We start from the raw sequence: 25,425 nt of genomic DNA, 5'->3' as shown, positions 1-25,425 counted from the left end.
GTCTCCGGCCATGTTCGCGTTGCACCCCCCGCCTCGCGGGGGTAGGGCCTGCCCCACCGGCGAACTTCCCGCTCACCGGCTGTCATCTGGACAGACCGCTTCGTAGCGTCGCAGGAAAGTCATCGAACACGATTCCTGTCCGTTCCGGAGGTGGTCACGTGAATTTCTCCATCGGAGACCCGCCCGTCGAGAATCGAGCGTCGTCCGGGACGCTCTCCCGGATCGTCGACGTCGACGCGTTGCGCGCCGTGGCGCTGCTCCTCATCCTGGTCGTCAACATCGCCTTCTTCGCCTCCGGCTATTCCTTCCAGCTGGTTCCGGATCCCGCGCACGACTCGTGGGGCGACCAGGCGGTCCGGTGGCTGGTCGAGCTGCTCCTCACGATGAAGGCGTACCTGCTCTTCTCCTTTCTGTTCGGCTACAGCTTCACGCTCCAGCTCGATTCCGCCGCGCGGCGCGGCGTCGACTTCGCCCCACGGTTCCGGCGACGGCTGGCCGGGCTCTTCGTGCTCGGCATCCTGCACGCGGTGCTGCTGTTCCAGGGCGACATCCTGACCACGTACGCATTGCTCGGTCTGGTCCTGCTCGGCATGCGGCGAGTCGGCGCCGGGACCGCGCTGCGCGCCGCCGTACTGCTGACCGGCGGGATCGGCTTCGTCCTCGCGCTCGCCGCCACGGGCGGGACCCAGCTGGTCACCGATCCGGCGACGGCACTCGCGGCGGGGCAGCGGTCCACCGAGGCACTACAGGGCGGGATCGGCTCGGTGATCACCGAGCACGTACGCCAGCTGCCGGCGATGTTCGGCACGCTCCTCGTGCAGGGGCCGCTCGCCCTCTCGGCCTTCCTCTTCGGTTACGCGGCCGGGCGGCGCCGGCTACTCACCGACGTCGTCGGGAACCAGCAGCTCCTGCGCCGGGTGCAGCAGCTGGGCTATCCGGTCGGCCTGGCCGGTGCGGTGATCTTCGCATCGGGCGGGGGCACCGCCAACCTGACCGGGCTGACGGCGGGCGTGCTCACCGCGCCGCTGCTCGCGGCCGCGTACGCCGCCACCCTGCTCGAGTTCTTCCAGACCGACCGGGGGCGGCGGGTCGTCGCCGTACTCGCGCCGGCCGGCCGGATGTCCCTGTCGAACTACCTGGGTCAGTCGCTGCTCTGCGTGCTGGTCTTCACCGGCGTCGGGCTGGGCCTCGCCGGTGCCGTCGCACCCCCGGTCGTCGTACTCATCGCGGTCGCGATCTACTGCGTGCAGCTCGCCGCCAGCGCGGCATGGATGGCCCGGTTCCGGTACGGACCGATGGAGTGGCTGTTGCGGGCCTGGACCGAGCAGCGGTGGCCACGGCTTCGGGCCCCGGACCCGGCATGACGGGTCCCGGTACCGGCGCCGCCCGGCTGGGAGATCGTGCAGTGCCTATGCCGGCTCTTGCAGCCGGTCCAGGCTGGTTTGTTGGGCTGGAGTCAGGTGAAGGCTCTCTGCAGCGAGATTCTCCTCCAAATGGTCCACCCGGGCGGTGCCCGGGATCGGGAGCATCACCGGCGAGCGACTCAGGAGCCAGGCGAGCGCAATCTGGGTTGGGGTGGCGCCGACCTCGGATGCTACGGCGGCGATCCCCGCCTTCGCCCCCGACGTTCCTGCCGCGACCGGCCGCCACGGCAGAAACGCGATGCCTGCCCGCTCACAGGCCGTGAGGACGGGCTCATGCTCGCGGTCGAGCACGTTGTACCGGTTCTGCACGCTCGCCACATCAACGATCTGACGCGCCTGGTCCAGCTCGGCAACGGTGACCTCGGACAGCCCGATTCGGCCGATCTTGCCTTCAGCCTTCAGCTCCCGCAACGTACCGAGTTGCTCGGCCAGCGGCGTCTCTGGATCGATCCGGTGCAGCTGGAGCAGCTCGATTCGCTCGACGCGCAGCCGACGCAGAGCCTGCTCGACTTGCGCGCGCAGGACAGCCGGCCGCCCGTCCAGTTTCCACTCCCCTTGCGGGCCCGATCGCGCAACGCCGACCTTGGTCGTGATGAGCAGCCCGTCCGGATAGGGGTAGAGGGCCTCGGCGAGAAGCTCCTCGTTTGCTCCTCCGCCATACAGGTGGGCGGTATCGATCAGCGTGACGCCCAGCGCGACGGCCCGCCGGATCACCGCCAGAGATGCCTCGCGGGCAGCGCCCGCCTCGGTCGGCAGGCGCATGGCACCGAACCCGAGCCGGCGTACCTCCAGATCTCCTCCGATGCGGAACGTTGTCGATGTCATTCTGTCTCCCCTGTTGAGGGGGCAACGCTAACAGCACGCTCTCGCGCTGATGGTCAGCGTTCAGGCGACGCGGATGTCATGCTGCTCGCGATTGGCGAGCACCTCGTCCATGTGCGCCTCGGCCCAATCCTTGACGGCACGCATCAGGTGGTGGAGCGAGAGACCCAGGTCGGTCAGCTCGTACGTGACGGTGACCGGCACGGTTGCCGTCACGGTGCGGGTGACCAGGCCGTCGCGTTCGAGGGAGCGCAGCGTCTGGGTGAGCATCTTCTGGCTGACGCCGGCCAGCCGGCGGGCCAACTCCGAGTAGCGCATCGCTCGCGGCTCGCCGACACGGTTGCTGCCGGGGGCATGCGGGCCGTCGCTGCCGAGTGCCGCCAGGATCAGCGTCACCCACTTGTCGGAGATCCGGTCGAGTAGCTGGCGGCTGGGGCAGCGTGCGAGGAACGCGTCGTAGTCCGCCTGCGCCTGTGCCCGCCTCTGGGCTGCCGTCCGTGTTGGCATCGACTGCTCCTTCCTACCGGGCGGTGCCCTACGCACTCTGAGGTGCGTACTTCCTAGTGGAGAGTTACCCCTCAATAGTGATGTGGGAAGACCGTCGAACACAAGCCATGAGGAGCGGACCCATGAGCATGTCCACCTACCGCACCGCCGTCGTGCGCACCCCGGGCGCACCCGGCTCGATCGAGATCATTGACGTTCCCGTAACTGAGCCCCGGCCCGGCGAGGTCCGGGTCGAGATCGCCGCTGCGCCGGTCAACCCCGTCGACCTCGGGGTCGCGGGTGGCTTCTTCCACGCCATGGGCCTGATCAATCAGGCGGAGCGTACCGGCCTGGGTTGGGACTTCGCCGGCATCGTGGTAGCCGCCGGCCGCGGCGTGGAGCTGACCGTAGGTACCCGGGTCGCCGGTCTGGTGGCTGGGTTCGACCGCGACTTCGGCACCTACGCCGAACAGCTCGTCGTGCCGGCCGCCGACCTCGCCGTCGTGCCTGACGGGCTGGACCTGGTCGCGGCGTCGACGGTGCCGCTCAATGGGCTGGCTGCGGCGCAGATCGTCGACCTGCTCGGCGACGCGCCCACCGGCGGTAACCGGCTGCTGGTGACCGGGGCGGCCGGCGCGGTCGGAGGGTACGTCGCCTCGCTCGCGCAGGACCGCGGCTGGCGCGTGACCGGCCTGGCCCGAGCCGAGGACGAGGAGTTCGTCCGCAGCCTCGGCGCCGACTTCACCGCCCGAGCCGAGCCGGGCTGGGACGCGGTCGCCGACGGTGCTGCCCTGCAGGAGCAGGGTCTCGCCCTGGTCCGCGACGGCGGGGCGTTCGTCGGCGTCCGGCCGAACGCCGTGCCGGCCATGGAGCGTGGGATCACCGTAGCCGCCGTGGTGGCGCACCCCGACGGCCCTCGATTGGGTGACCTGCTCGCCCGCACCGCGTCCGGCGAACTGCCGGCCCGAGTGCACACGGTCATGCCGCTGGACCAGGTCGACGACGCCCACCGGGCCATGGCGAAGGGTGGGGTGCGCGGTCGCTACGTGCTCCAGCCCTGGGCACACGACTAAGGCCCCTGACCGGGGTTTACCCTGTCAGGGGCCTTATGTGCGATTTAACGATGGTGCCCCCGGCAGGATTCGAACCTGCGCCCCCGCCTCCGGAGGGCGGTGCTCTATCCCCTGAGCTACGGGGGCTCAGCGACTGGAGAAGACTAGCAAACCTCCTCCGTGAACGCCGAATCGGTATCCGGTGACCCGATCGTGTCGCCAACCGCCCGATCGCCCTGGTGGTCAGCCGCCCGACCGCCCGGGGCGGTCAGGCGGCGGCGATCACCCGACCGCAGCTGGGCAGCGGGTGAAGCACGATCCGCCGGGGGAGTCGCCGGGGCCACTCGTTGCGCGGCCAGGAGCCGTCCACGATCAGGTGCACGGTGCGCTGCTCCTCCCCACTGAGTCGCAGCACGAAGTCGCGGGGCAGCGGCGGGTCCACCGTCGGCGTGGTGATCATGAAGCGCACCCGACCGCGGGACGAGACGGCGGAGATCACGTCGGCCGCCGGCATGGTGCCGCGCAGCCGGACCCGCCCGAGCCAGTAGACCTCGGCGAGGTGCTCCTGGGCGGCCCGGGTGATCGCCGGGTACTCGCTGCGTACCCAGCGCTCGACCGCGCTGACGCAGAGCCCGCAGGCCCGCTCGCGCGGCTCCCGCGGACCCAACCCCCAGGCCCGCAGGTACGCCCCGACCGCCCCCGCGTCCAGCGGCAGGTCGAACCGGCGCTGGATGAGCGTGGTGAGGCTCTGCCGCGTCCACAGCTCCTCGTCCAGGCCGAACTCGTCGGGGTGGACGCCCCGGAGCGCGTCGATCAGTTCGAGTTCCTGTTCGCGGCTGAGCATTCCCGGCTCGCCCTGCCGCTGTCCGCGACGGACGGCTGCCACCGCCCCGTCACCGCCGATGGTGTGGCGCCGGCACCAGCTGGTGACCGAACGCCGTGCGTCTCTGAGTGCAACCCCCACGTCCTGCGCAACGAGCCCGAATCGCAACTGGTCACGATATGTGCGGAGAAAACTCTCTAAGCAACGTAATCGGTTGCACCGCTCAAAACGCCCATACAGGATTTCAGGGACAAGAGGGGGTCGTTCCCACCACATGATGCGGGCCCGCGCCCCGCCGGTCCACGGCGGTGACGCGGGCCCGATGCGCCCGTCCGGTAGGTCAGCCCTTGGCCTGCGCCTGGAGCTGCCGGAGGTTGTTCAGCTCGCTCTGCTGGGTGGACTTCATGGTCCGCGCCACCCGCAGCACCTCGGCGTTGTCGGTCTCGCCGAGCACCGCGTCGATCATGTGGATGCCGCCCAGGTGATGATTGATCATCAGGTCCAGGAACTGCCGGTCGACCTCGATGCCCTGGGCGTCACGCAGGGCGGCCATCTCCTGCGGGGTGGCCATCCCCGGCATCAGCCCGTCCTTGACAGTGGCCCCGTCGGACATCCACGACATTGGCGGCTGCGACCCGGTCGGGCTCAGCTCCCACTGCCGCAGCCAGGTCTGCATGGCGCCGATCTCGCCCTGCTGCCCGCTGGCGATGTCGACTGCCATCTGCCGCACCCCGGGCAGCGTCGCCGACCGGTACGCGGTCAGGCTCATCTCCACCGCCTGGGTGTGGTGCGTGGTCATGTCCCGCGCGAAGCCCGCCTCCACCGAGGTGTCACCCGGTCGGGTGAGCCCCGGGGTGAGCAGGCCGCCGCCGAACCCGAGCAGCAGGCCCACCACGAGCATGGCGGTCAGCGCCAGCACGCCGTAGCGCCGCGCCGGGGCCTGGCCGCCCTGGTCCGGGGCGGCCGGAGCCTCGTCGTGCTCGCTGTCAGTGGTGGCGGGAGCAGTCATCGCCGTCCTTACTGGGTGGGCATCTGGGAGTCGAGGTCACGCGGCGTGGTGCCGGTGGCGGTGACGCCGGTGTTGCACAGCGCGGTCGGGCCCTCGATGGAGGCGTTCACCCGCAGGTCCTTGATGAACTCGTCGATCCGCGCGTCGTCGGCGTTGTCGACCTTGAGCTGGAAGCCCCACGCCTGAAGCGAGATCGGCTTGTCCAGGCCCTCGTACGGGCTCATCATCATCTTCTCGACGCCGCGGACCTTGCCGGCGAGCTTGTCGATCTGGTCCTGCGGCAGGCCCGGCCGGTAGGTGACCCAGACGGCGCCGTGCTCCAGGCTGTGCACCGCGTGCTCGCTGGCGATCGGGGCGTCGTACACGTCACCCATGCAGTTCTGCCAGGTGGCGTTGTGCACCCCGCCCACCGGCGGCGAGTACTTGTAGGTCAGCGGGCCGGACTTGTGTGCCTCGTACTTGAGGCTCTCCGGGTCCGACTTGCGGTAGTTGACGATGCCGTCGATGGCATTCGCCCGCTTGTCCCACGGCTTGGCACCCTGGAACGACGCCCAGGCGCCGTACCCGATGATGCCGGCGGCGAGCACGCCCACGGCGACGAAGAGCGCGATCGGGCCCCACGCGCGGCCCTGGCTCACCTTGACCGGGGTGACCGGCTTGCGGGGGCCCTTGCCACCTGCCCGCGGAGTGCCCGCAGGCTTGCCCGCCGGCTTGCCGGAACCGGCCTTGGCGCCGGACGCCGGCCGGCCTGCGGCCGGCTTCTTGCCGGTGCTGACCACGGTCGGGCGGCGCTCAGGGCCACCGGGGGTGCTGATGCTCATCGTGCCTCGTCAAGTCGGTCGGTCAGGGATGTTGGCGGGCCGGATGACGCGGTGGGTAGCCGCCGAGTGCCCGAGTCTACCCCCGATAACATGGCTGGGTGACTCCTGCAGAACTCGCCTCGGTCGTCCTCACCGCTGCCCGCGCCGTCTTCAGCGAGCGTGGCCTGGACCAGGCCGCGCTGCCGGAGCGTACGGCGGTGGAGCGACCCCGCAACCCCGAGCACGGCGACTACGCCTCCACGCTCGCCCTGCAGTTGAGCAAGAAGGTGGGCGTTCCGCCGCGCGAGCTGGCCGCCGCGCTGGCCGACGAGCTGGGCCGGGCACCCGGGGTCAAGTCGGTGGAAATCGCCGGCCCAGGCTTCCTGAACATCCGGCTGGACGCGGCCGCCGCCGGCCAGCTCGCCCGGGTGATCGTCGAGGCCGGCGCGGAGTACGGCCGCAGCGACCGGCTTGCCGGCGAAAAGATCAACCTGGAGTTCGTGTCGGCCAACCCGACCGGCCCGGTGCACATCGGCGGGGTCCGCTGGGCGGCCGTCGGTGACGCGCTCAGCCGGCTGCTGCGGGCCACCGGCGCCGAGGTGGGCACGGAGTACTACTTCAACGACGCCGGGTCGCAGATCGACCGGTTCGCCCGCTCGCTGCTCGCCGCCGCCAACGGCCAGTCCGCGCCCGAGGACGGCTACGGCGGGGCGTACATCGGGGAGATCGCCGCCGAGGTGCAGGCCCGTCGGCCGGACGTGCTGACCCTGGACGACGCCGCCGCCCAGGAGGTGTTCCGGGTCGAGGGCGTCGCGCTGATGTTCGACGAGATCCGCTCCTCGCTGCGCGACTTCGGGGTGGAGTTCGACACCTACTTCAACGAGAAGGACCTGCACGACCGAGGTGAGCTGGACCTCGCCCTGGCCCGGCTGCGTGAGCAGGGCCAGGTCTACGAGTCCGAGGGCGCCACCTGGTTGCGGACCACCGACTTCGGCGACGACAAGGACCGGGTGCTGCGCAAGTCCAACGGCGAGTGGACGTACTTCGCCGCGGACTGCGCCTACTACCTGGACAAGCGGGAGCGCGGCTTCGAGCGGGTTGTGATCATGCTGGGCGCCGACCACCACGGCTACATCGGCCGGATGAAGGCGATGGCCGCCTGCTTCGGCGACGACCCGGAGCGCAACCTGGAGATCCTGATCGGGCAGCTGGTCAACCTGCTGCGCGACGGCGCCCCGGTGCGGATGAGCAAGCGGGCCGGCACTGTGATCACCCTGGAGGACCTGGTCGAGGCGATCGGGGTGGACGCCTCCCGGTACGCGCTGGCCCGCTACTCCAGCGACTCCCCGATCGACATCGACATCGAGCTGTGGACCCGGGCCACCCGTGACAACCCGGTCTACTACGTGCAGTACGTCGCCGCCCGGACGGCGGGCGTGGCCCGCAACGCCGCCGAGGTGGGGCTGCTCCAGGGCGGCGCCGACGATTTCCGCCCCGAGCTGCTCGGGCACGAGAAGGAGAACGAGCTGCTCAAGGCGCTCGCCGAGTTCCCGGCGGTGGTCGCCACCGCCGCCGAGCTGCGCGAGCCGCACCGGGTGGCCCGCTACCTGGAGGAGAGCGTCGCCGCCTCCTTCCACCGGTTCTACGACAACTGCCGGGTGCTGCCGTTGGGCGACGAGGAGGTCACCGACCTGCACCGGGCCCGGCTCTGGCTCAACAACGCCACCCGCACGGTGATCGCCAACGGTCTGCACCTGCTCGGCGTCTCCGCACCCGAGAGGATGTGACATGAGGGCTCATGAGGCTGGTGCGCTGCACGCGGACATCAGCAACCAGGGGCCGGCCTGGCTGCGTACCCCACAGGACGTCAACGCCCTCGTGCCGGCGCTGTGGCCACGCACGGTGACGCGCGGCGCCGACGGCGCGGTCGCCGTCGCGGGCCTGAGCGTCCGCGACATCGCGGCCGAGTTCGGCACCCCGGTGTACGTCCTCGACGAGGACGACCTGCGGTCACGCTGCCGGGACTTTCGGGCGGCCTTCCCGACCGAGGACGTCTACTACGCCGGCAAGGCGTTCCTCTGCCGGGCGGTGGTCCGGATGATCGCCGAGGAGGGGCTGCACCTCGACGTCTGCACCGGCGGCGAGCTGGCCACCGCGCTGGCGGCCGGGATGCCGCCGGAGCGGATCGGCTTTCACGGCAACAACAAGTCGGTGGCCGAGCTGAGCCGGGCACTGGACGCCAGGGTGGGGCGGATCATCGTCGACTCGTTCACCGAGATCGACCGGCTGACCGCGCTGGCCCGCGAGCGGGGGGTCCGCCCCCGGGTGCTGGTCCGGGTCACCGTCGGCGTCGAGGCGCACACCCACGAGTTCATCGCCACCGCCCACGAGGACCAGAAGTTCGGCTTCTCGCTGGCCGGCGGGGCGGCCGCGTCGGCCGCCTTCAAGATCCTCGACGAGGACGTACTGGAGTTGCGCGGGCTGCACTCGCACATCGGCTCGCAGATCTTCGACGCCAGCGGCTTCGAGGTCTCCGCCCGCCGGGTGCTCGCCCTCCAGGCGCAGATCCGCGACGCGCGCGGGGTCGAACTGCCCGAGCTGGACCTGGGCGGCGGCTTCGGCATCGCCTACACCACCCAGGACGACCCGGCCGCTCCGCAGGACCTGGCCAAGCGGCTGCGCAAGATCGTCGACTCGGAGTGCGCGGCGGAGAATCTGGCCGTGCCGCGGCTCTCCATCGAGCCGGGGCGGGCCATTGTCGGGCCGTCCGTGTTCACCCTCTACGAGGTCGGCACGGTCAAGGACCTCGACGGCATCCGCACGTACGTCAGCGTCGACGGCGGGATGAGCGACAACATCCGGACGGCGCTCTATGACGCGTCCTACTCGGCGACGCTGGCCTCCCGTGCCTCCACCGCCGAGCCGATGCTCGCCCGCGTGGTGGGAAAGCACTGTGAGTCCGGGGACATCGTGGTGAAGGATGAATTCCTGCCCGCCGACGTGCAGGCCGGAGATCTTGTCGCGGTGCCCGGCACCGGTGCCTACTGCCGCAGCATGGCCAGCAACTACAACCACGTACCCCGGCCACCGGTGGTCGCGGTGCGCGACGGCCAGGCGCGTCTGATCGTCCGGCGGGAGACCGAAGAGGATCTGCTGGCTTTGGATGTGGGATGACGTCACCTGTGCGCTTGGCACTGCTCGGCTGCGGCACGGTCGGTCAGGAGGTGGTCCGGCTGCTGCACGAGCAGGGGACCGACCTGGCCGCCCGGATCGGCGCTCCGCTGGAGATCGCCGGCATCGCCGTCCGCCGACTCGGCCGTGACCGCGGTGACCTGCCGGTCGACCCCACCCTGTTCACGACCGACGCGCTCGGCCTGATCAAGCGCGACGACGTGGACGTGGTGATCGAGGTGGTCGGCGGCATCGAGCCGGCCCGGACCTGGCTGGTCGAGGCGCTGCGCGCCGGCAAGAGCGTGGTCACCGCCAACAAGGCGCTGCTCGCCGAGGACGGCGTGGCGCTGCACGACGCGGCGGCCGAGGGCGGCGGCGACCTCTACTACGAGGCGTCCGTGGCCGGGGCCATCCCGCTGCTGCGCCCGCTGCGCGAGTCGCTGCACGGCGACCGGATCAACCGGGTCACCGGCATCGTCAACGGCACCACCAACTTCATCCTCTCCGCCATGGACGCCACCGGCGCCGGCTTCGCCGAGGCATTGGAGGAGGCCACCGAGCTGGGGTACGCGGAGGCCGACCCGACCGCCGACGTGGAGGGCTTCGACGCGGCGGCCAAGGCGGCGATCCTCGCCTCGCTGGCGTTCCACACCCGGGTCGGTGCCGCCGACGTGCACCGGGAGGGCATCACCGAGGTCACCGCCGCGGACGTGGCCAGCGCCCAGGCGATGGGCTGCACGATCAAGCTGCTCTGCATCGCGGCCCGCGGCGTCGACCCGGCCGGCCGGGACACGGTCAGCGTCCGGGTGCACCCGGCGATGATCCCGCGCAGCCACCCGCTGGCCAGCGTCGGCGACGCGTTCAACGCGGTCTTCGTGGAGGCGGACGCGGCCGGGGAGCTGATGTTCTACGGCCGGGGCGCGGGTGGCGCGCCGACGGCCAGCGCCGTCCTCGGCGACGTGGTGGCGGTGGCCCGAAACCGGCTCGCCGGGGTGCGCGCGGCCAGCGAGAGCGCGTACGCCGACCTGGCGGTGCGGCCGATGGGCGAGGCGCTGACCCGCTACCACGTCAGCCTGGACGTGGCCGACCGTCCGGGTGTGCTGGCCGCGGTGGCTGGCGTGTTCGCCCGGCACGACGTGTCGATCGCGACCGTGCGGCAGGGCTCGGCGGGCGGGGTGCCCGGCCGGGACGGCGACGCCGAGTTGGTCATCGTCACCCACGTGGCACCGGACGCCGCGCTCGCCGCCACCGTGGGCGAGCTTCGTGGTCTGGACATCGTCCGGTCGGTGACCAGCGTGCTGCGGGTCGAGGGCGGCGCGTGAGTCGTTGACCCCGGTGGTGGGGCAGGCCGTGCGCGGCCCTCGCGTCCCGCCAGGTGGGTAACCCGGGGTGCGCCACCGGTCGCTCCGGCAGGCTGGTCCAGGGTGGCCTGGAAATGCTCAGGTCGGCACGGCGGTAGAGGCGAGGAGAGCGACATGTGGCGGGGTCTGATCGAGGCGTACCGGGATCGGCTGCCGGTCACCGCGGCCACGCCCGTCGTCACGCTGCACGAGGGGAACACCCCACTGCTGCCCGCGCCGGTGCTCTCCGCCCGGCTCGGCTGCGACGTGCACCTCAAGGTGGAGGGCGCCAACCCGACCGGCTCGTTCAAGGACCGCGGGATGACCCTCGCGGTCTCCAAGGCGGTCGAGGCCGGCAACAAGGCCATCATCTGCGCCTCCACCGGCAACACCAGCGCCTCTGCCGCGGCGTACGCGGCCCGGGCCGGGCTGACCTGCGCGGTGCTGGTGCCGCAGGGCAAGATCGCGCTGGGCAAGCTGGCCCAGGCGCTGGTGCACGGCGCGAAGCTGCTCCAGGTGAGCGGCAACTTCGACGACTGTCTCGCGACGGCCGCCAAGCTCGCCCAGGACTACCCGGTCGCCTTGGTCAACTCGGTCAACATCGACCGGCTGCACGGGCAGAAGACCGCCGCCTTCGAGATCGTCGAGGCGCTCGGTGACGCGCCCGACATCCACTGCCTGCCGGTCGGCAACGCCGGCAACATCGCCGCCTACTGGATGGGGTACGCGGAGGAGCACGCCGCCGGCGCCACCACCCGGGCCCCGAAGATGTACGGCTTCCAGGCCGCCGGCGCGGCCCCGATCGTGACCGGCCAGGTGGTGCCGGAGCCGTCGACCATCGCCACCGCGATCCGGATCGGCAACCCGGCGAGCTGGACCAAGGCGCTGGACGCCCGCGACGCCTCGGGTGGCCTGATCGCGGCGGTGACGGACCGGGAGATCCTGTCCGCGTACCGGCTGCTCGCCCGCGAGGTGGGGGTCTTCGTCGAGCTGGGCAGCGCGGCCAGCGTGGCCGGCCTGCTCCAGCAGGCCGCGGCGGGTGCGGTGCCGCCGGGCTCGACGGTGGTCTGCACGGTGACCGGCCATGGTCTGAAGGACCCGGAGTGGGCGATCTCCACGGCGCCCGCTCCGCTGACCATCGCGAACGACCCGCTGGCCGCGGCCCGCGCCCTCGACCTGGCCTGAGCGGCCAGCGCGCCGCCGCATCGCCGCCGGTCTCGGCGGCGGCCGGCTCCGGAAACGTGGCCGGCGTGGGGCCGGCGAGGGTCGGGGTGATCGAGTCCGGCACACTTTCGGGTATCCCCACCCGCATTCTCTTTCAGGAGTGAGCCAGGCCGATGTCGCTGCTCGCCAGATTCAGCCTCGCCAACCGAGGGCTGGTTGCCCTCATCGCGGTGGTGATCACGGCGTTCGGAGCGTTCGCCGTACCGTCGCTGAAGCAGCAACTGCTGCCGTCGCTCGAATTCCCGGCCGCGTTCATCGTGGCCCCCTACCCCGGCGCCGGACCCGAGATCGTCGAGTCGCAGGTGACCGAGCCGATCGAGAACGCCCTCCAGAGCATCCCCGGTCTGGACAAGGTCACCTCCACCTCCCGCGAGGGGTCGGCCACCGTCCAGGTGCAGTACGAGTTCGGCACCGACCTGGACGACATGGTCAACAAGATGCAGACCGCGCTGAGCCGCATCGACGCCCAGCTGCCGGAGGGCGTCGATCCGCAGGTCATCGCGGGCAGCACCGACGACCTGCCGGCGGTGGTGCTGGCTGCGGCCGGCGGGGCGGACCAGCGGGCGCTCGCCGAGAAGCTGCGCGACACGGTGGTGCCGGAGCTGGAGGGGATCGAGGGGGTCCGCACGGTCGATGTGACCGGGACCCGCGACGACGTCGTGGTGGTCACCCCGGACCCGGCCAAGCTCGCCGCGGCGAAGCTCCAGCCCACGGCGATCGGCGCCGCGCTGAAGACCAACGGCGTGACGATCCCGGCCGGCGCGGTGAACGACGGCAGCCTGGCCCTCCCGGTGCAGGTTGGCACGCCGGTCGCCACCCTGGACGACCTGCGCGGCATCGTGGTCGCCCCCGGCGCGCGCCCGGTCCGTCTCGGTGACGTGGCGGCCGTCGAGCAGCAGGTCGCCCCGGCCACCGCGATCACCCGGACCAACGGCCAGGACAGTCTCGGCATCGCGGTCACCGCGGCGCCGGACGGCAACGCCGTGGAGATCTCGCACGAGATCCGGGACAAGCTGGCCGACCTGAAGGACGCCTCCGGCGCCGAGCTGACCGTGGTCTTCGACCAGGCGCCGTTCGTCGAGAAGTCGATCGAGTCGCTGACCACCGAGGGCCTGCTGGGCCTGCTGATGGCGGTCATCGTCATCCTGGTCTTCCTGCTGTCGGTGCGCTCGACCGTGGTCACCGCGGTCTCCATCCCGCTCTCCGTGCTGGTGGCACTGATCGCTCTCTGGATCGGCGACTACTCGCTCAACCTGCTCACCCTCGGCGCGCTGACCATCGCGGTGGGCCGGGTGGTGGACGACTCGATCGTGGTGCTGGAAAACATCAAACGGCATCTCGAGTACGGCGAGGAGAAGCAGCACGCGATCATCACCGGCGTCCGTGAGGTGGCTGGCGCGGTGACCGCGTCCACCCTCACCACGGTCGCGGTGTTCGCGCCGATCGCGCTGGTCGGCGGGTTCGTCGGGCAGCTCTTCGCGCCGTTCGCGATCACCGTGACGGTGGCGCTGCTCGCCTCGCTGCTGGTGTCGCTGACCGTGATCCCGGTGCTGGCGTACTGGTTCCTCAAGCCGCGCGGGGGCACCGTCGACGACGAGGCGGTGCGGCGCGGCGCGGAGGAGAAGGAGCTGCGCAGCCCCTTGCAGCGGGCGTACCTGCCGGTGATCGGGTTCGCCACCCGCAAGCGGTCCACCCGCTGGATCACCGTCGGTCTCGGCCTGCTGGTGCTCTTCGGCACCTTCGGTCTGTCCCAGAAGCTGGAGACCAACTTCCTGGACGACTCCGGCCAGGACACGCTCAGCTTCCAGCAGGAGTTGCCGGCGGGTAGCGGCCTGGCCGCCACCGACGCGGCGGCCAAGCAGGTCGAGACGGTGCTCGGGCGTACCGACGGGGTCGAGACCTACCAGGTGACCGCCGGCGGCGGGGACAACCCGTTCGCGGGCGGCGGCAACAACATCGCGACGTGGTCGGTGGCGCTGAACGGGGACACCGACGCGAAGCAGATGCGCGAGGTGCTGCGCAAGGAGTTCGACACGCTCGGCACCGGACTGGGCGAGGTCACCTTCGGCGGCGGGCAGGACGCCTCGACCAGCCAGCTTGAGGTGGTCGTCCAGGCCAGCGACCCGGAGGTGCTGACCCGGGCCGCTGAGGCGGCCCGGACGGCGATGGCCGGGGTGCCGGACGTCGCGGACGTCACCACCAGCCTTGCCGCGCAGGTACCGCGGGTCGACGTGACCGTCGACCGGGTCGCCGCCGGTCGGGTCGGGCTCACCGAGGCCGCGGTGGGTCAGTTCGTGTCGCAGGCGTTCCGTGGGGCGCCGCTGGGCCAGGTCACGCTCGACGGCCAGCAGCAGAACGTGGTGCTGCGGTTGGGCGTACAGCCGCCGGTGTCGGTGGAGCAGTTGAACGCCCTGCCGATCGGTCCGGTCAAGCTGGGCGACATCGCGAAGGTCACCCGGGTCGAGGGGCCGCAGCAGGTCAGCCGGATCGACGGTGAGCGCAGCGTCTCGGTGACCGGCACGGCGACCGGCTCGAACCTGGGCGCGACCAGCCAGGAGCTGCAGAAGCGGCTGGACGGCATCGACGTGCCCGGGGCGACCTTCACCATCGGTGGGGTCAGCGCGGACCAGGCGGACGCGTTCGGCGACCTGGGCCTGGCTGTGCTGGCCGCGATCGCGATCGTGTTCCTGATCATGGTGGCGACGTTCCGGAGCCTCACCCAGGCGCTGATCCTGCTGATCTCCATCCCGTTCGCGGCGACCGGCGCGATCGGCCTGCTGCTGGTGACCGGGACGCCGCTCGGCGTGCCGGCGCTGATCGGCGTGCTGATGCTGGTCGGCATCGTGGTGACCAACGCGATCGTGCTGCTGGATCTGATCAACCAGTACCGGGCCCGGGGCATGGGAGTCGGGGAGGCGGTGGTCGAGGGTGGCCGGCGCCGGCTGCGCCCGATCCTGATGACCGCGGTCGCGACCATCTTCGCGCTGCTGCCGATGGCGCTCGGGTTGACCGGCGAGGGCGGCTTCATCTCCCAGCCGCTGGCGGTCGTGGTGATCGGTGGCCTGCTCAGCTCGACGCTGCTCACCCTGATCCTGGTGCCGACGCTGTACACGATGGTGGAGCGCACCAAGGAGTCGCTGCGGGAGCGGCGCCGCCAGCGGCGCTCCGGCCAGCCGGCGGTGACCGGCTCGACCGGACCGGAGACCGACGAGCCGGCCGGCCCGAACCAGGTCGCGGTGCCGTCCGGTGCGCCGGCAGCGGCGCAGACCGAGGGATCGCAGCCGGCGGCGGGGCGACCCGCCCCGTCGGGTGCGCTGGTGGACGGCACGGACCAGTTCGAGGTGCTGCGGCTGCCGCGCAGCCGTACCTCGCCGCTGCCTCCGTCGGAGCCGACCGAGTAGTCGGACCGGCACGGTGAAACGCCCCCGGCGGGTTCCGACCCGCCGGGGGCGTTCCGGCTTCCGAGGCCGGCCGGCTCCGGGTGGATCCCGGGACCGGTCGTGGCTGGTCGCGCCGAAATAGAGCCCTGTCATCCGGGTAGGGTCCTGCTCCGTGGCGTCCACCCTCTCGGTTCTCACCGGCAACCGGAGCTTCCGTAACCTGTTCCTCGCCGAGCTGGTGGTCTTCGGTGCCGACTGGTTCGTCATGGTGCCGCTGCTGGTGTTGCTGCCCCAGCTGACCGGCAGCGGGGTCTGGGGCGCGCTGGTGCTGGCGGTGGACACCGGCATCGTGGCGCTGCTGCTGCCGTACACCGGCACGGTGGCCGACCGGTTCGACCGGCGGAAGATCATGATCGCCGCGAACGTGGCGGCGCTGGTGGGCGTGCTGCTGCTGCTCGGCGTCCGGGACGGAACGGCCTGGCTGGCGCTGGTGGCGATCGGGGTGGTGGCGGTCGCCAAGGCGTTCTACTCGCCGGCCGCCCAGGCCGCGCTGCCCAACGTGCTGGAGCCGGGCGAGCTGGCGGCCGGTAACGCGGTGGCCGGCTCAGCCTGGGGCACCATGACGGTGGTCGGCGCTTCGCTCGGCGGCGTACTCAGCTCGGCTGCCGGCCCGTACGTCTGCTTCTGGGTTGCGGCGGTGGGCCTGGCGCTGGCCGCGGGTCTCGCCACACGGATCCGCCGGCCCCTGCAGGCGCCCCGGGACGCCGACCGGCCGGCCCAGCGGACCTGGCCGGCGGTCCGCGAGGCACTCGGCTACATCGGGCACCGGCCGCGGGTGCTGGCGCTGGTCACGGTGAAGTCGGCGGTCGGCCTGGGCAACGGGGTGCTGACCGTGTTCCCGCTGCTCGCCGGCGTGTACGGGGTCGGCTCGCTGGGCGCTGGCCTGCTCTTCGCGGTGCGCGGGGCGGGGGCTCTGGTGGGGCCGATCCTGATGCGTCGGGTGCTGACCAACCGGTCCTGGCTGCTGCCCGGGCTGGCGCTGTCCATGTCGCTCTACGGCCTGTCCTACCTGGGCGCGTCGGTGGTCCGCTGGTTCCCCTTGGTGCTGCTGCTGGTCTTCGTGGCGCACTTCGCGGGCGGGAGCAACTGGGTGATGTCGAACTTCGCCCTGCAGGGCGAGGTGCCGGATCGGTTGCGGGGGCGAGTCTTCGCCACCGACATGATGCTCGCGACGCTGGCCATCTCGGTGAGCCAACTGGCCGTGGCCCTGGTGGTGGACGTGGTGGACGAGCGGGTGGTGCTGGCCGGCTGTGGGCTGGTCACCCTCGTGTACGCGGTCGGCTGGCGGATCGCCACCCGCCGACTCTCGCTCACCACCCCGGCTGCCGAGCCGGTTCCCGACCCGGCCGGCTGAGCGCGCCGGTCCCACGCTGCGGGCGCAGGACCGGAACGTCGGTGCCGACCCCTAGCATGAGCCCGTGCCGACGAACTTCACCGCCGGGCCGGTCCGGGTCCGGGTCCCCGCGACCAGTGCCAACCTGGGCCCGGGCTTCGACGCGCTCGGTCTCGCCCTCGGCCTCTACGACGACCTGGCCGCCGAGGTCACCTCGGGTGGGGTCCGGGTGACGGTGACCGGGCAGGGGGCCGGTGAGCTGCCCGACGACGACCGGCACCTGGTGGTGCGGGCGATGCGGGCCGCCTTCGACGTGCTCGGTGCCCAGCCCGAGGGGCTGAGCGTGGAGTGCGTCAACCGGATCCCGCAGGCGCGTGGGTTGGGCTCCTCGTCCGCCGCGATCGTCGCCGGTGTGTTGCTGGCTCGCGCCCTGGTCACCGATGGGGAGCGCCGGCTGGACGACGCGGCCGTTCTCCGGCTGGCCGCCGAGATCGAGGGCCATCCGGACAATGTCGCGCCGTGCCTGCTCGGGGGCTTCACGCTGGCCTGGTCCGAGTCGACCGGCGCCCGCGCGGTGTCCCTGCCGGTCGCTGACGGGGTCCGGCCCACTGTTTTCGTTCCGGCGGAGCGCGGGCTGACCGCGACCGCGAGGGCGGCGTTGCCGGCCACCGTGCCGCACGGCGACGCCGCGTTGACCGCCGGGCGGGCCGCGCTGCTGGTGCACGCGCTGACCGCCGACCCGACACTGCTGCTGCCGGCCACCGTCGACCGGCTCCACCAGGATTACCGCGCACCCGCGATGCCGGGGACGTCCGCCCTGGTCAGCGAGTTGCGAGCGGCCGGTGTGGCGGCTGTGATCAGTGGTGCGGGGCCGACTGTCCTGGCGCTCAGTGACCCACCGGCCGCCTTCCCGATGGGAACAGATTGGCAGATCTGGCAGTTACCGATAGACGTCAGCGGTGCAAGGGTTGCCCGGGGTAGACTTGGACACGCCGAGCGGGACCCTGTTGCCGCAGGTCGGAAGAGTTGATTACGCTCTAGACCTAGCACAGCCGCGAAGCACGCGATCTCCTGCGGGGCGGCGCACCCCCGAAGCTCTCGGCGGTCAGCCCGTCACCCCTGCCCAAGGCTCACGCCGCACCGCAGTTTCCACAGGTCGCCGCAGACGGCGAGACCTGCTCACCGACCTTTGGTGAGTCGGGATACCGACCGGCTGCTGTGTCACAGACTCCCGCGACGCGTCCTTGCGAGGCGGGTGCACCGAGGCCGCCCGGCCACCTGAGTTCTGACTCCGGGCAGTCCCGGCCTTTATCGAGGGAAGGAATCCATTGAGCGACACCACCGACGTGACGTCGGATGTTTCCAACGTCGCTGGCGATGCCACCACCGCCGCTCCCGCCCGTCGGCGGCGTAGCGGCACCGGTCTGTCGGCGATGCTGCTGCCAGAGCTGCAGAGCCTGGCCGCGTCGCTCGGCATCTCCGGCACGGCTCGCATGCGCAAAGGCGAGCTGATCGCCGCGATCTCCGAGCGGCAGGGCGGCAACGCCGCCGGGACCCCTCGACCGCGGGCTGAGGTCGCGGCTGCGGCCGCTCCGGCTCGTGAGGAGGTGCGGGAGACCGTGGACCGTCCGGCGGCCGAGGGACGCAGCACCGACCAGGCGCCGGCCGAGCCGGCCGCCGAGACCGAGGGCCGGGGTCGTACCCGGCGGAGCCGGACCACCGCGGCGGAGGCGCGTCCCACTGAGGCACGCACCGACGAGGCGGAGGCCGGCGAGCGGACCGACCGGGGTGAGAACCGCCGGGACCGGGCCGAGCGTCCGGAGCGCGCAGAGCGTGCCGAGCGTCCGGAGCGCGCGGAGCGTGCCGAGCGTCCGGAGCGCGCAGAGCGTGCCGAGCGTCCGGAGCGTGCCGAGCGGGCAGAGCGTGCCGAGCGGGGCGAGCGCAACGACCGGGTGGAGCGTGCCGACCGGGCAGAGCGTCCCGAGCGGGGCGAGCGTGCCGAGCGGGGCGAGCGTGCCGAGCGCAACGACCGGGGCGAGCGTGCCGAGCGGGGCGAGCGCAACGAGCGTGGTGACCGTGCCGAGCGAGGCGAGCGTGCCGAGCGCAACGAGCGTGGTGACCGTCCCGAGCGCAACGACCGGGGCGACCGCAACGACCGTGGTCAGCGCGCCGAGCGCGACAACGACGACGATGACGGCGAGGGCGGCGGCCGGCGTGGCCGGCGCAGCCGCTTCCGGGACCGTCGCCGCGGCCGTGGCGAGCGCACCGAGACCGGTGCCGACACCGGTGGGCGCGAGCCGCAGGTCGGCGAGGACGACGTGCTCGTCCCGGTGGCCGGCATCATCGACGTGCTCGACAACTACGCCTTCGTGCGGACGACCGGTTACCTGGCCGGCCCGAACGACGTGTACGTCTCGATGTCCCAGATCAAGAAGTACGGCCTGCGCCGCGGTGACGCGATCACCGGTGCGGTGCGTGCGGCCCGCGAGGGCGGCAACAGTGGCGACCAGCGGCGGGACAAGTACAACCCGCTGATGCGGCTGGACACCATCAACGGCATGGAGCCGGAGGAGGCGCGGCGCCGGCCGGAGTTCTACAAGCTCACGCCGCTGTACCCGCAGGAGCGCCTGCGGTTGGAGACCGAGCCGCACATCCTGACCACCCGGGTCATCGACCTGGTCATGCCGATCGGCAAGGGCCAGCGGGCGCTCATCGTGTCGCCGCCGAAGGCGGGTAAGACGATGGTGCTGCAGGCGATCGCGAACGCGATCACCCGCAACAACCCGGAGTGCCACCTGATGGTGGTGCTGGTGGACGAACGGCCCGAAGAGGTCACCGACATGCAGCGTTCGGTGAAGGGCGAGGTCATCGCGGCCACGTTCGACCGGCCGCCGCAGGACCACACCACGGTCGCTGAGCTGGCGATCGAGCGGGCGAAGCGCCTGGTCGAGCTGGGGCACGACGTGGTCGTGCTGCTGGACTCGGTGACCCGGCTCGGTCGGTCGTACAACCTGGCGGCGCCGGCCAGCGGCCGGATCATGTCGGGTGGTATCGACTCCACCGCGCTCTACCCGCCGAAGCGTTTCCTCGGCGCGGCCCGCAACATCGAGAACGGCGGGTCGCTGACCATCCTCGCCACCGCGCTGGTGGAGACCGGGTCCATGGCGGACACGGTCATCTTCGAGGAGTTCAAGGGCACCGGTAACGCGGAGCTGAAGCTGGACCGGAAGATCGCCGACAAGCGAACCTTCCCGGCCATCGACATCAACCCGTCCGGTACGCGTAAGGAAGAGGTCCTGCTCGCGCCGGAGGAGCTGGCCATCATCCACAAGCTCCGCAAGGTGCTGCACTCGCTGGACTCGCAGGCGGCGCTGGACCTGCTGCTGGACCGGCTCAAGCAGTCCCGCACCAACATCGAGTTCCTGATGCAGATCGCGAAGTCGACGCCGGGGGAGTAACCATCCCCGGGTGACAAGACGACGAAGGGGCACGGCCAACCCGGCCGTGCCCCTTCGTCGTGTCCACCCCGCCCGGTGGCGAGGGGTGGAGTTTTCCTTCGGTTCAGTCGGTACATCTTGAAACTTCTATTCACTATCGGGTTGACTGTCGTCCATGCGTACCCGCAGACGTTCCGCCCGTCGCACCGGCGTCCTGCTGCTGACACCGCTGCTCACCCTGGCCGTTCCGGTGCCGGCGACCGCCGCCCCGCCGGCCCCGACCGCCGTCTCCGCCCCGATCGCCGCCCCGACCGTCGCCGCCGGCCTGGAGCCGGCCGGCGGTCTGGAGACCACGAAGGCCACCCGGCCGGTCGCGCCGGGCGTGCAGCTCACCTCCTTCGACCGGTACGACGCCGATGGCTGGCTGCGTGCCGACGCGCTCACCACCGATCTCACCGGCGGCGCCACTGTCGACTACGTCAACTCCGGAGCGGTCAGCCGGGCCGAGCCGCTGCGCACTGCGGTGGACGGCTCGCGCGCGGTCGCCGCGGTCAACGGCGACTTCTTCGACATCAACAACTCCGGGGCCGCCCAGGGCGTCGGCATCCGCGACGGCGAGCTGATCCAGTCGGCGGTCAGCGGTCACCGCAACGCGGTGGCGGTCACCGCCGACGGGCTCGGCCGCGTGATCGAGGTGAACTTCGACGGCACCGCCACCCTGCCCAGCGGGCCGGTGCCGCTGACCCAGTTCAACAACATCGTGCAGGCCAACGGCATCGGCGCGTTCACCGAGCTCTGGGGGACGTACTCCCGGGAGCGGGCGGTCGCGGGCGCGGCCCGGGTCGTCGAGGTCACCGTGGCCGGCGGCCGGGTGGCCGCGGTGGCCGGCGCGGCCGGCAGCGGCCCGATCGTCGCCGGCAGCACCGTGCTGCTCGGCCGCGACGCCGGCGCGGACGCGCTGGCCGGGCTCCGCCCCGGTGACCCGGTGACGGTGGCCTGGCAGCCGAAGTCGTCCGACGGCAGCTCCCTGCACGCGGCGGTCGGCGGCGGCAACGTCCTGGTCCGCGACGGCGTCGTGCAGAGCATCGCCGACCCTGCGCTGGCCCCACGCACCGCGGTCGGCTTCACCGCCGACGGTCGCAAAATGATCATGTTGACGGTGGATGGTCGGCAGGTCGACAGCCGTGGCGTGACTCAGACCGAGATGGGTCGGATGATGGCCGAGCTGGGTGCCCACCACGCGCTCAACCTGGACGGCGGCGGATCGTCCACGTTGCTGGCCCGAGAGCCGGGCGCGCCCGCCGTGCAGGTGGAGAACAGCCCCTCCGACGGCAGCGAGCGACCCGTGCCCAACGGCCTGGCCATCTACGCGCCGAAGGGCAGCGGTCGGCTCACCGGCTACTGGGTGGAGACCGCCAGCGACCCCACCGCAGCCCCGGGCGTCTCACCGGTGCGCGGTGGCCGGCCGGACCGGGTCTTTCCCGGTCTGACCCGCACCCTCACCGCGGCCGGCTACGACGAGACGTACGGCCCGGCGGCCGGCACGCCGACCTGGCGGGCCACCCCGGCGGCGCGCGGCCGCGTCGACCAGCACGGTGTGTTCCACGCTGGCGCGTCGGGGACCAGCACGGTCACCGCCGCACGCGGCCGGGCCACCGGCTCACTGGGCCTCACCGTGCTCGGCTCGCTGGAACGGATCGGCCTCACGGTGGAGCGGGTCGGGCTCACCGGCCGGGACGGCAACGCCGTGGTCGGGGTGGTCGGCTACGACGCCGAGGGCAACACCGCGCCGATCGAGCCGGCCGACCTGACCCTCGACTACGACCGGGACCTGCTGCGGGTCACCCCCACCGAGGACGGCAACCTCGCCGTCACCGCGCTGCGGGACACCGGCTCCGGCCTGATCACTGTCCACGTCGGACGGAACAGCACCGTCGTGCCGGTCACCGTCGGGTTGACCGACGTGCCGGTTGCCGACTTCGACGACGCCGCGTCCTGGCGGTTCAGTCAGGCCCGGGCCAGCGGATCGGTCGCGCCGGCGCCCGGCCACACCGGCACCGGTCTGCGGATGACGTACGACTTCAGCCAGTCCACCGGCACCCGGGCCGCGTACGCCGACCCGCCGGCCTGGATCGAGGTGCCCGGCCAGCCGCAGGCGTTCGGCATGTGGATCCACGGCAACGGCACCGGGGAGTGGCCCAGCCTGCACCTGCACGACGCCCAGGACACCCAGCACGTGCTGCGCGGCCCGCTGATCACCTGGACCGGTTGGCGGTACGTGGAGTTCGCGGTCCCTGCCGGCGTGCAGTACCCGGTCCGGGTGCGCCGGTTCTACGTGGCCGAGACCATCGCCACCGCGCAGTACCGCAGCGAGGTGATCATCGACGACCTGGTGGCGAAGGTGCCGCCCTCGGTGGACGTGCCGGTGGAGGCGCCGCGTACCGACCGGGTGGTGATCCGCGACGGCACCGTGGACGGCGCACCCTGGCGGTTCGCCGTGCTCTCCGACGCCCAGTTCGTCGCCGCGAACCCGGACAGCGACCTGGTCGCCCAGGCCCGGCGGACGCTGCGCGAGGTGAAGGCGGCCCGGCCGGACTTCCTGCTGATCAACGGTGACTTCGTCGACACCGCCTACCCGGCCGACTTCACGCTGGCCAAGCGCATCCTCGACGAGGAGTTGGGTGACGCGCTGCCCTGGTACTACGTGCCCGGCAACCACGAGATCATGGGCGCCCCGATCAGCAACTTCCAGGCGGCGTTCGGCGCCACCTCGCGGGTCTTCGACCACGCCGGCACCCGGTTCGTCACGCTGAACTCGTCCACCGGGACGCTGCGGGGCGGTGGCTTCGACCAGGTCCGGATGCTGCGCGAGACGCTGGATGCGGCGGCCACCGACAAGCGTGTCGGCTCGGTCGTCGTGCTGCACCACCACCCGCCGCGCGACCCCAGCCCGGCGCAGGCCAGCCAGCTCGGCGACCGCAAGGAGGCGGCGCTGCTGGAGCAGTGGCTGGCCGACTTCCAGCACCGCACCGGCAAGGGCGCGCTCTTCGTCGGCGGCCACGTCGGCACCTTCCACGCCGAGCGGGTGGACGGGGTGCCGTACGTGATCAACGGCAACGCGGGCAAGACGCCGTCCACGCCGGCGGACCAGGGCGGCTTCACCGGCTGGACGGAGTTCGGCGTGGACCCGGTCACCCCGGCCGAGGCGGACCAGGCCCGGCGCGACGCGCGCGCCGAGGGACCCCGCTGGGTGGACGTGGAGTTCCACGCGCACGTGGACCAGCTCGCGCTGACCGCACCGGCCAGCGTCGCGGTCGGCACCCCGGCACCGGTCACCGCCACGCTGACCCAGCCCGGCGGCCGGACCGTTCCGGTGGCCGCACCGGTCAGTGCGGACTGGTCGGCCTCGCCGGGCGTGCACATCGGCTCGGCGGCCGGGGTACGCCCGTGGCACAGGGCCCGCTTCGACCCGGCGAGCGGCACCCTCACGGCGCTGCGCCCCGGGTCGGTGGTTCTGGCGGTCACCGTCAACGGCGTCCGCGCCGAAACCGCGATCACCCTCACCGCCCGGGCCGCCGCGCCCGCGGCCTGACCCCGCCGCCGCCCCGCCCCGTCGAGCCGCACGGGGCGGGGCGGCGCCGGGTCAGAAGTCGCCGTCGGCCACCTGGAAGACGGTGAGACCGAGGGCCCGCCACATCTGCACCACCTGGACGCGGTCGTCGAAGACACCGACCACCCGGTACCGGTCCCGGATCTCCCGGTCGTAGATCTCCCGTTTGACGATCGCGTCCTTGCGCGAGTCGCCGACGGCACGCAGGTGCAGGCCGAGGTAGGGGACCCGGACGTGCCGGGCCAGCCACGCCTCGGTGGCCGCCCGGGCCGAGGCGTCCCGCCCGGAGCAGAAGACCACCCCGTACCCGGCGGCGTGCATCGCCCGGACCGCCGCGATCACCGCCGGGTTCGGCTGGTCCTCGCCAACCCGGGTCATGTCGTACGGGCTTCGGGAGACGGCGAGCGCGACGGTGCCGTCGATGTCCACGAGCACGATCTCCGGCGGTTCGGTCGACGGCGGGTGGACGCTGGCGGGTCGTCCGGGGCGGGCCTGCGGCACCGGCAACGGCAGCGTCCGCCCCGCCAGGTACCGCTCGTGCAGCCGGGAGATCACGTCCGCACCGACCCGGTCGGCCTCCGGGCGGGCGGCGTCCCGGCGCAGGCACTCGGCCAACGGCACGTCGGTGAAGTCGTGCACCTCGAACTCCGCGCCGTACCGGGCGGCCAGCTCGGCCCAGTCCCGCAGCGACCGCGAGCGCAGGTTGGTGTCGTCCACGCAGACGTCCGCCCGGGCCCGCAGCAGCGCCTCGACCTGGGCTCGCTGGACGACGGTCACCTGCGCCTCCGCCCACTGGGTGAAGAGCCGCTCGCCGTGCAGCATCCGGCGCAGGTCGTCGCGGTTGACCCGGACCACGGACGGCTGAAGGGTCCGGGCAAAGGTCGTCTTGCCGGACGCGGGTAGGCCCCGGGTGGCGATCAGGCGGCTCATCGGCTCCTCTTCGGCTCGGCGGGCGTACCCCCGGCGGGGCACTCGACCGCGGCCCGCCGGGCGGGTGAATGCCCGGCCGAGCGGCGGGAATGCGGACGGGGAGGCACGTGTTGACGATGCCGGACGAGGTGTGCGGCCCGATTGCCGGGTCGGCTCAGGCCCATGGCACACTGGTCAATCGGCCACCGGTTCCGGTTCACGCCCGAGCCCGTCGTGCACGGCGCGACGGGCGGTGACGGCGACCCGGCGACCACCAACGAGAGGACCGAGGCAAGATGAAGGCAAACATCCACCCGGAGTACGTGACCACCGAGGTCAGCTGCTCCTGTGGCAACACGTTCACGACCCGCAGCACCGCCAAGGGCGGGGCGATCCACGTCGAGACCTGCAGCGCCTGCCACCCGTTCTACACCGGTAAGCAGCGCGTTCTCGACACCGCCGGCCGGGTCGCGAAGTTCCAGCAGAAGTACGCCAAGGTTCAGGCCAAGAAGGCCAAGTAACTTCTCGTTCGGCGCCCGCGTCCG

18 protein-coding genes and 1 tRNA gene are annotated in these 25,425 nt (G+C 72.0%); 12 read left to right on the top strand and 7 right to left on the bottom strand.

What is annotated here, in order from left to right:
* Nucleotides 1–158: 158 nt before the first annotated feature.
* On the top strand, nt 159–1,364 hold the full coding sequence (locus OG470_RS01225; RefSeq protein WP_328419894.1) for a DUF418 domain-containing protein: 1,206 nt from the start codon (nt 159–161) through the stop codon (nt 1,362–1,364).
* A gap of 45 nt (nt 1,365–1,409) precedes the next feature.
* Here the strand turns inward: OG470_RS01225 and OG470_RS01220 are convergent, their stop codons facing one another.
* Nucleotides 1,410–2,249: an aldo/keto reductase gene (locus OG470_RS01220; RefSeq protein WP_328419892.1), complete on the bottom strand. Its 840-nt coding sequence runs from the start codon at nt 2,247–2,249 to the stop codon at nt 1,410–1,412.
* Between the two features lie 60 nt (nt 2,250–2,309).
* Nucleotides 2,310–2,753: a winged helix-turn-helix transcriptional regulator gene (locus OG470_RS01215; RefSeq protein ID WP_328419890.1), complete on the bottom strand. Its 444-nt coding sequence runs from the start codon at nt 2,751–2,753 to the stop codon at nt 2,310–2,312.
* A 122-nt stretch (nt 2,754–2,875) separates the two neighbouring features.
* On the opposite strand from OG470_RS01215, the gene OG470_RS01210 reads away from it, so the two are divergent.
* Entirely contained in the window at nt 2,876–3,805 is a 930-nt protein-coding gene (locus tag OG470_RS01210) for an NADP-dependent oxidoreductase (RefSeq protein WP_328419888.1), read from the top strand.
* Between the two features lie 51 nt (nt 3,806–3,856).
* On the opposite strand, the gene OG470_RS01205 is transcribed toward OG470_RS01210, so the two are convergent.
* The 4 genes from OG470_RS01205 to OG470_RS01190 all read right to left on the bottom strand — a co-directional run bounded on the left by OG470_RS01205 (nt 3,857) and on the right by OG470_RS01190 (nt 6,437).
* A tRNA-Arg gene (locus OG470_RS01205) sits at nt 3,857–3,931 on the bottom strand.
* A gap of 121 nt (nt 3,932–4,052) precedes the next feature.
* The gene (locus OG470_RS01200; protein ID WP_328426067.1) at nt 4,053–4,748 is read right to left on the bottom strand and encodes a winged helix-turn-helix domain-containing protein; all 696 of its coding nucleotides are present in this window, start codon (nt 4,746–4,748) and stop codon (nt 4,053–4,055) included.
* 199 nt (nt 4,749–4,947) lie between these two features.
* On the bottom strand, nt 4,948–5,616 hold the full coding sequence (locus OG470_RS01195; protein ID WP_328419886.1) for a DUF305 domain-containing protein: 669 nt from the start codon (nt 5,614–5,616) through the stop codon (nt 4,948–4,950).
* Between the two features lie 8 nt (nt 5,617–5,624).
* On the bottom strand, nt 5,625–6,437 hold the full coding sequence (locus OG470_RS01190) for a DUF3105 domain-containing protein (protein WP_328419884.1): 813 nt from the start codon (nt 6,435–6,437) through the stop codon (nt 5,625–5,627).
* 98 nt (nt 6,438–6,535) lie between these two features.
* Between OG470_RS01190 and argS the strand changes: the two genes are divergently transcribed.
* From argS to OG470_RS01145, 9 genes are all read left to right on the top strand, one after another.
* Entirely contained in the window at nt 6,536–8,203 is a 1,668-nt protein-coding gene (gene argS, locus OG470_RS01185) for an arginine--tRNA ligase (protein ID WP_328419882.1), read from the top strand.
* Nucleotide 8,204: 1 nt separating this feature from the next.
* Complete coding sequence (lysA, locus tag OG470_RS01180; RefSeq protein WP_328419880.1) at nt 8,205–9,590, top strand: diaminopimelate decarboxylase; 1,386 nt, start codon at nt 8,205–8,207, stop codon at nt 9,588–9,590.
* Between the two features lie 8 nt (nt 9,591–9,598).
* Complete coding sequence (locus OG470_RS01175; protein ID WP_328426065.1) at nt 9,599–10,909, top strand: homoserine dehydrogenase; 1,311 nt, start codon at nt 9,599–9,601, stop codon at nt 10,907–10,909.
* Between the two features lie 153 nt (nt 10,910–11,062).
* On the top strand, nt 11,063–12,112 hold the full coding sequence (gene thrC, locus OG470_RS01170) for a threonine synthase (RefSeq protein ID WP_328419878.1): 1,050 nt from the start codon (nt 11,063–11,065) through the stop codon (nt 12,110–12,112).
* 152 nt (nt 12,113–12,264) lie between these two features.
* Nucleotides 12,265–15,552, top strand: a complete 3,288-nt coding sequence (locus tag OG470_RS01165) for an efflux RND transporter permease subunit (RefSeq protein ID WP_328419876.1) — start codon at nt 12,265–12,267, stop codon at nt 15,550–15,552.
* A 151-nt stretch (nt 15,553–15,703) separates the two neighbouring features.
* Complete coding sequence (locus OG470_RS01160; protein ID WP_328419874.1) at nt 15,704–16,945, top strand: MFS transporter; 1,242 nt, start codon at nt 15,704–15,706, stop codon at nt 16,943–16,945.
* A 64-nt stretch (nt 16,946–17,009) separates the two neighbouring features.
* The gene (gene thrB, locus OG470_RS01155) at nt 17,010–17,954 is read left to right on the top strand and encodes a homoserine kinase (protein ID WP_328419872.1); all 945 of its coding nucleotides are present in this window, start codon (nt 17,010–17,012) and stop codon (nt 17,952–17,954) included.
* A 298-nt stretch (nt 17,955–18,252) separates the two neighbouring features.
* Entirely contained in the window at nt 18,253–20,382 is a 2,130-nt protein-coding gene (gene rho / locus OG470_RS01150) for a transcription termination factor Rho (RefSeq protein WP_328419870.1), read from the top strand.
* 154 nt (nt 20,383–20,536) lie between these two features.
* Nucleotides 20,537–23,953, top strand: a complete 3,417-nt coding sequence (locus OG470_RS01145) for a phosphodiester glycosidase family protein (RefSeq protein ID WP_328419868.1) — start codon at nt 20,537–20,539, stop codon at nt 23,951–23,953.
* 51 nt (nt 23,954–24,004) lie between these two features.
* Here OG470_RS01145 and OG470_RS01140 read toward each other — a convergent pair whose 3' ends face one another.
* Entirely contained in the window at nt 24,005–24,901 is an 897-nt protein-coding gene (locus OG470_RS01140; RefSeq protein ID WP_328419866.1) for a phosphatase domain-containing protein, read from the bottom strand.
* A gap of 275 nt (nt 24,902–25,176) precedes the next feature.
* Here OG470_RS01140 and rpmE point away from each other — a divergent pair, with 275 nt between their 5' ends.
* Nucleotides 25,177–25,401 (top strand): 50S ribosomal protein L31, encoded by a 225-nt coding sequence (rpmE, locus tag OG470_RS01135; RefSeq protein WP_007464546.1) that lies wholly within the window; start codon nt 25,177–25,179, stop codon nt 25,399–25,401.
* Nucleotides 25,402–25,425: the final 24 nt, after the last annotated feature.

The organism is Micromonospora sp. NBC_00389 (assembly GCF_036059255.1).
In the GTDB taxonomy this organism is placed as follows: domain Bacteria; phylum Actinomycetota; class Actinomycetes; order Mycobacteriales; family Micromonosporaceae; genus Micromonospora.
The sequence above is the reverse complement of the archived record's forward strand: the minus strand, read 5'-3'. Positions and strand labels throughout refer to the sequence as shown.